4 protein-coding genes are annotated in these 7,066 nt (G+C 60.5%); 2 read left to right on the forward strand and 2 right to left on the reverse strand.

All coding sequences use genetic code 11. The features are described 5' to 3' along the window. Positions 1 to 19 precede the first annotated feature (19 nt). Positions 20 to 244, reverse strand: coding sequence for a hypothetical protein (locus QZY03_RS12970; RefSeq protein ID WP_295581643.1), 225 nt, complete (start codon positions 242 to 244; stop codon positions 20 to 22). Positions 245 to 564: 320 nt separating this feature from the next. Between QZY03_RS12970 and QZY03_RS12975 the strand changes: the two genes are divergently transcribed. Both QZY03_RS12975 and QZY03_RS12980 read left to right on the forward strand, forming a co-directional pair. Beyond that, entirely contained in the window at positions 565 to 2,487 is a 1,923-nt protein-coding gene (locus QZY03_RS12975; protein ID WP_295581645.1) for an AAA family ATPase, read from the forward strand. A 2-nt stretch (positions 2,488 to 2,489) separates the two neighbouring features. Continuing rightward, complete coding sequence (locus tag QZY03_RS12980) at positions 2,490 to 5,093, forward strand: hypothetical protein (protein WP_295581647.1); 2,604 nt, start codon at positions 2,490 to 2,492, stop codon at positions 5,091 to 5,093. 228 nt (positions 5,094 to 5,321) lie between these two features. Here QZY03_RS12980 and QZY03_RS12985 read toward each other — a convergent pair whose 3' ends face one another. After that, entirely contained in the window at positions 5,322 to 6,659 is a 1,338-nt protein-coding gene (locus tag QZY03_RS12985; protein ID WP_295581649.1) for a thioredoxin family protein, read from the reverse strand. Between the last annotated feature and the right edge of the window lie 407 nt (positions 6,660 to 7,066).

Here is a 7,066-nt window from a genome sequence, read left to right on the forward strand (position 1 = left end):
CGGTTACCGGAGGGTAACGTCAGCAGTTCCAAATATGGGTGGCCACCGTCAGCAGCGTTTGGGCGGCGAGGCTGATGGTGGATGCGCTGCGCTTATCCACCCTACAAAACCGGCGCCGCTGTAGGGTGGATAAGGCGCGCTTTTCGATGTCAGGGACCCGGCACGGCGGTGGCGCGCGCCGCATCCACCAGGGGTCGCGCAATGCCGCCCAAATTTGGAATTGCTGGGGGTAACGCGCGACCAAAGGCCTTTGCCAAGACATCGGCGACCTGGCACAGAATCTCCGGCAACCGCCCAAGGAGCTTGCCGAAGCCATCGAGCCGAAGGCGGCACGCGAGTACACTATTATTGCTGGCCTCATCAGCAGCATCCACGAAGCTGCCCGGCCCTACCGCAAATCCGCACGCACTTTGATCGCCTTTGCTTGGGAGGATGAGCCAGACGCGCAAGCATGATCCAAATCTCGATTCCGGGACCAAGGTATCGGTCGGTACATCTCAAAGGACAACGACGCCTTGCGTATCTGACCCATTTACACTCTTCGATTATTTCCGACACCACGACATGAATGAAAGGAAGCCCGGGCACAAGAGCGGTGCCGCGACCGGCACCCTACCGCCAGAGCAGCGGCGTCAAGACCTTCAGAAGCGCATCACCGACCTGGAAAATCACGAAAAGGAATTAAAAGCCAGCGTTGCTGTAATCGCTACCGACGCGGCGGCTAAACGTAAAGAACTCAAAGAAATCGAGGCAGATGCGCAGGCGAAACGCAGAGAGCATGAAAACGCCCTTGCACAAATCAAGGCAGACATCGAGGCTGAACGCGCATCGGCCAGCTTGATCCGGGAGCAGGAGACCGAGCGGCATCGGCTTGAGCTTGCAACGATGCGCACCAGTCATGACAATGCTCTTCAGCAAGCCGAGACGCAATTCGAGGCTGAACGCGCATTGGCCAGCTTAATTCGTAAGCAGGAGACCGAGCGGCTTCGGCATGAGCTTGCGGAAATACGCACCAGTCATGACGAGTCGCTCAGGGGTCTGGCAAATCAGAGCAAACAACTGACCGACTCTGTCCGGAACCAGGCCGACCGTCTCTTTGAACTCCACTTCATTACCAAAGAGCAACGCGCCACACTCCTTGGTCTGCACCAGTCGGATGCCGCGACGCAGACGAGCGACTGGCCGACGCTCACCGATCTGCACGGAGGTTATCCCCAACTCGCCTCTCACCTCCAGCGCTATCTGTACCGCAAACAGATCATCTATCCGCGCGCAGTGCTTGCCACCTTCCATGCTTTGATGCTCACCAGCGACTTTGTCATCCTTTCCGGCCTGTCCGGTTCAGGCAAGACCATGCTCGTCAAGTCCTATGCCCAAGCGACCGGGAACGTGGCACACATCATTCCGGTCAAGCCGAACTGGACCAGTGCCGAGGACTTGATCGGTTATTACAATCCGCTGCAGTGCAGCTATCTCACCACACCCTTCCTCGATGCGCTCCTCACCGCGCAACAGGATCCACAACGGTTGCACATCATCTGTCTCGACGAGATGAATCTGGCGCGTATCGAGTATTATTTTGCCGATTTTCTCTCCGCTTTGGAAGAACGCGACGAACCGCCGACCATTGCACTGTACGCGGATGAGGAAGCCGGGCATGTGCACGCCGAATTCAAGCTGCTGGTCGACAGTCTGATGGATGCGGGCGCGGACACCGAGCGGCAAGGTCTCGATGCCGTTCCGAAAAATCGCGAGATCCTTGCCACACTCAAGGACCGGCTCGGTTTTGACGATGGCGAATCCGTTCTGAACACCCATGCCCGGTTGCGCCGCATGGTTGCCGGCTTGCTCAAGGTGCCGTCCCGACTGCCTATTCCGACGAATGTCCGCTTTGTTGGAACGGTGAACATGGATGCGACCACCCACTACCTTTCGCCAAAGGTGCTGGACCGTGCCCATGTGATTCAATTTCAAAGCCCGCTGAGCTATTGGCAACGAGTGATCAAAGAGATCGGCGACGGCCCGCTACCTGAGACCGGCGTGTGCATTCCCGCGACCGAGTTCCCGCGCGAGCCCTACCCCCCGTTCGCTCCCCACACGACCGATGCGGTTTCGCAGGCGCTGATGCAATGGGCCGATCGCTATCTGGAACCCATGGGGATCGAGATCGGATTGCGATTGATTAGGCAAGCCGCGGCTTTCCGGCAACACCTCGGTCCGCTCCTGGAAGCAGGGAACTCGAATGAGGCATGTGATGCCTTGGTGTTGAACCAACTCATCAAGCAAAAACTGCTGCCGCGATTTTCATTTGATGGAAAACAGCCCTCGCGACGGGGCGACTTAACCGTTGCGGCGCTGGTTTCAAGGTTTCAAGAGGATGTCGCCGAGCGTTTGAAGGCGGCACCAGCGGGTGATGCCAAGGATGAACTGCGCGGACTGATCAAGCGCGCGGAAGCCAATGACGGCATTTTCAATTACTGGTCCTGACCATGGCCCAGCCGCCGTTTGAACTTCGCACCATTCGGGTGACCTGGGAAAAAAAGGATACACCGTCGCGCATTGAACTCGCCCGCTCGCCAATACAGTTGTTCGACGAAGGGCACGGGGTATATACCGGAGAGACTTTCGCTTATCCCGAGGTCAGCCCCAGCCAGGTAGGTCAACTTGGGGTGACGGTGGACACAGAGGATACGCCACTGCTGATACTCGCCGACGGTTCGCCCTGCCCGCTGCACCCGGTAGGTGCCGACGACTCGCGCATCTGGTGGATCGAGAAAGGCCACGGGACCCAGACCCGAAATCATGCCGGCGTGGCGCGCTTGCGGATTGGCGCCTATGAGGTGAGCCTGCAGATTTCCATGCCGGGCTTCAGTCCCGATGAGTTCGAGACCTTGGTGGACGAGTTTCGAGCCGGGCTGTGGCAACTCATCCTCGACACGAAGAGCCCGACCACCGTGACGGCGCACCGCCCCGCCGGCGGAGTCAATCAGGATTACCTTGCCGCGGTCCGCGACCATATCCGCTATGTGCGTCGTGCCCTGAACCGACCCCACTGCGAATTGCGTGAGCAGTTGCAACCCCAGTCGTTGGAGCGGGTGCGCCCGACTAACCGAACCTTTCAGGATCTGGCCCTGCGCGGTTCACCGCGGCGGGTGACCGGCCGCGGTCATGCACCGTCGTTCGACACCCCGGAGAACCGTCAGTTGCTCGGTATGGCCAGCCGACTGGATCTGTCGATTCAGGCATTGCGGCGCGCGGCCGAGTCCCGTGCACTGGAATTTCAGCAACGTGCGGACGAGACGGCGCGGCGCGCGACGGTGTTGGATAGCGGGGCGCAAGTCTCACCCGAGCGTCTCCGCCAGGAGATCGCGGAATTGAAGGAGCAGTTTTCCACGCTGCAACAGCGTCGAACACGGTTGCTGAAAGGCAAGGTCGATCATGGAGATGTAATCACCCTGCGAATCAGAGTCACAAGCGTGCCCAAGACAGGACACCACAACGAAGTCGGCTGCTTTTTCGACTGGCTTGACGAGGCTGATCATCCGCTCCCCTCCGACAAGAATCAGCGGTTGGTCTTTCGGGCGGATTGCGACGCAGTCGCAGTGGTTTTCAGGAAGGGCGAAAGCTATACCGCGTCCGGCAGGTTTAACCCTGACTGGTCTCACGCCAATGACCAGTACCCCTGTGTCACCTATGAGGTCCTGCAACTTTCAGCACTTGAGTCGGGATGGGAGCGCAAAGTCCAAGAAGAATTGCAGCGATTGGCTCGCGAACAAACGGCCATCGAACAGCCCGGCTATCGCCGCAGGCTCACCCAGAAACAACAACAGAATCAGGAACGCGACCAGCAATCCGAACTCCGCCGAGCCCAGCATGACCAAGCTCAGTCCGATCACTGGACAAAGACGGCCGCCGCGCTGAAGGACCTCGGTGAACAACTGGCACCAGTGCTCAGACGTGCCCGCGACCTTGGCATAACGAGCACCCCGAGTCTGATTCCCACCGGCTCGATGACCTATGTGCAGGATCCCGATTATCGCGGCGCGCTGGCGGCGTTTCGGCGCGCACTTGAAGCCGCCAACCTCGATCTTTCAGTGTTGGAGCGACTCTTCCACGAGAACAGGGTGGGGATACTGGATCTGCCGAGAGTCTACGAGCGCTGGTGTTTGCTCAAGATCGTGCGCGTGCTGACGGAAGAGTTTCAATTGGTTCCGGAGGAGCGCTATCAAAGCGATCTGCTAACCGCCCTCGTGGGTCAATGGACTCAGGACAAGACACTAAGCATACGCTTCCATGATGTGACGGCGAACCGCACCCTTCTCTTGGAGTATGAGCCGCGACTGCTGATGGCCGGCAAACCGCTCACGCCGGATTTCGTCATCACCCTGATCGACCCCCGATTAACCGAAGCAACGCACATGGCAACCTTCGGACCCACTGGTCGCCCGAAACTGGTCATGGATGCCAAATTCAACCAGTTCGTGCCGATTGGCTCCGCGGAACTCGGACCGAATCTCGCTGACAAGCTAGCCGACCTGCTGGCGAAGGGATATGACGAACAGGACCGCAATCGCGTGTTCGTATTGCACCCCGGTCGGGATCAGAACTCGGTCCAGGAGTGGCAGCGCTATTGCCGCTATGGCGGCGGGCATTTCACACCGGATCCCGCGAAGCGGCCCGAATGGGATCAGGGTCAGCCGGACCATCGCTTTGGGGCGATACTCTTGCGTCCGGGCGCAACCGACCCGCTGATCCGGCTCATCATGATGCACCTGTATCTGAACACCGACACCGGGGTCAACACGCCAGCCCCATTTTGTCCGTCCTGCCGGGGAGTGGCCTTCAGCGAGTCCCAACATGCACTCGGTCGGTCACGGGCGGAACAGTGTGTCAACGCGCACTGTGGGCAACTCGTCGTTCGCAATTACTGCTGGAAGTGCGATACCAGTCTGTTCAAGCTCGGCACCTATTGGACTTTTCATGACACACGGGCATTGAACCCCTACGATATCAAATGTCCTCATTGCGGCGAATACATGATCCAAGCCGAGTCAAGCGACCAAGCCGTGTCCGGGCACCCGACCTGGACTTAGCGCAGCCGCAGGCTGCCGGTCCGCACAGCGGACCCTACGGATCGCGGGCGTTGATCGTAATCCCGGCCAGCGGCGTGCGTAGTCAGGGCTTCCAGCCCTGACGGTGTCAGGCCAGGATGGCCTGACTACGCACCCGGCGAGCCCAAGTGGCCAGAATCTTGATCGAGGCCGGATCGCGGCCTTAACCGTTGGGTCCGCGGTGCGGACCGACGCGCTTGCGGCAATCGCCTAAGGCGCCGCCGAGCGGATCCGCCGCTCCAGCAACGCAATGCTCGCGGCCAGTATCAGCGCCGTCCCCAGCAGCAAGGCGCCGACCCAGGGCCGCGACAACAGGTCCGGGGCGATCAGCATCACCAGCCCCAATCCCAGCATCATGAAACCGGACAGCAGCTTGAGCACCCGCCCCTGCTGCTCGGTGAGCTTCCTGGTCCCCAGGGTGTATGTGAAGACCAGGACAATGGCCAGCAGCGGCAGGATATAGATCAGGTTGTAGAAGACCAGATAGCCGTAGTGGGCGGCCGGGGTCAGGTCGTGCAGGGTCAGCACGCGGGTGAAGACCATTGGGAAACCGGCGGTGCACAGGAGTTCATAGCTGTTGGCGGCAAGCGCCAATACGACTGTACCGATCAGCATGGTCCCCAGCCGATCCGCCGTCACCAGTGTCCGCATCCGTTTGAAGAGTCCGGGCTTGGCGCCCTCCGGGATGGACAGGCTGGGACCCTGCTTGAACCAGAAATAATCCTTGACGTTCAATCCCCCGATGACAAGCGCGACCGCGCCCGCAATGGTGGTCACGACCGGCGCCCCGCCGACCACCAGGAAGAGATTGAGCCAGGCTGCCATGAAGAGGAAATAGACCAGCCCGGAGAACAGCACGAAGGTACCGCCGATCAGCAGCATGCGCGCCCGGCTGCGGGCGTGAACCAGAAGACTTAACAGGAACAGCAGCACGAAAAAGGCGCAGGGGTTGAAGGCATCCAGCCCGGCGATGACCAGGGTGAACAGCGGCAGCGACAGCGACCCGGCGTCCAAAGTGCCGATGAAGGGCACCTCGATCGTCGGAGGCGAGGCGTCAGCGGCGACGGCCGCCGCACCGGCACCCACGGCAGCCTCGGCAGCCTCGGCGCCGGTCGCCTGACGGCAGAAGCGAGCCAGTCCGAGAATCCGTGCGCCTGTACCCTGCGCGTTGTCATACCCGGTGAGCATCTGACCGCAGACGAAGAACGCCGGCACCGAGCGCGCGTCCTCGCCGAGTGCCTGGGCCATCTCGACGTACCGCTGGGTGTGCTCGCGACTGCTGGTGATCTCGAAATCGCGGACCTCGATCCAGGGCTCCTGATCGCGCAACTGCGCGAGGAACGGCAGCGCCTCGCGACAATGGGGGCATTGTTTGGACCAAAAGACATAGAGGGGAACGCGCGCCTGACCCGCGGCATCCGTCGCCACCCACTCGATCGGACCGGAGGACGCGGTCCCCGCCTGAGCCGTCAAGGCGGACGCGAGCAGAAGCCCGAGCGCGAGCGACAGGACCATCAAGACACGACTGGTAAAACGAGAGTGCAGCATGACCATACCCGAACAACAGACCCATGAGATCAGGGCACCCAGGCACGAGGGCCGAGCGCGGACCTCGTAAAGATTCGCATCTTAACTCCGAAGGGGTGTTCGGGGCCGGTCGGGAGCGCCTGTATCGGGTGTTACAATAGAAAGTCTGTGACCGCGGACGAACCCAAGCCGGCGCGCTGCCATCCGGAAGCTCGTACACTATGACTCCAATCGCTGTTGCCCCCGACCATCCCGACAACTCCCGAGCACTGTCGGCGGCCTTGGCCATCGTTCGGGCAAGCGATGCTCATGTGGAGTTCAACCCTTCAGTATTGGCCTGCCGATCCAAGGCTAACGGCCATGGAAGGAACATCAATCCACCCCGGAAGATGAAAGTCCCTCGTGGGAGCGGCGTCCCGCCGCGATAC

The organism is uncultured Lamprocystis sp. (assembly GCF_903933125.1).
Lineage (GTDB): Bacteria > Pseudomonadota > Gammaproteobacteria > Chromatiales > Chromatiaceae > Thiodictyon.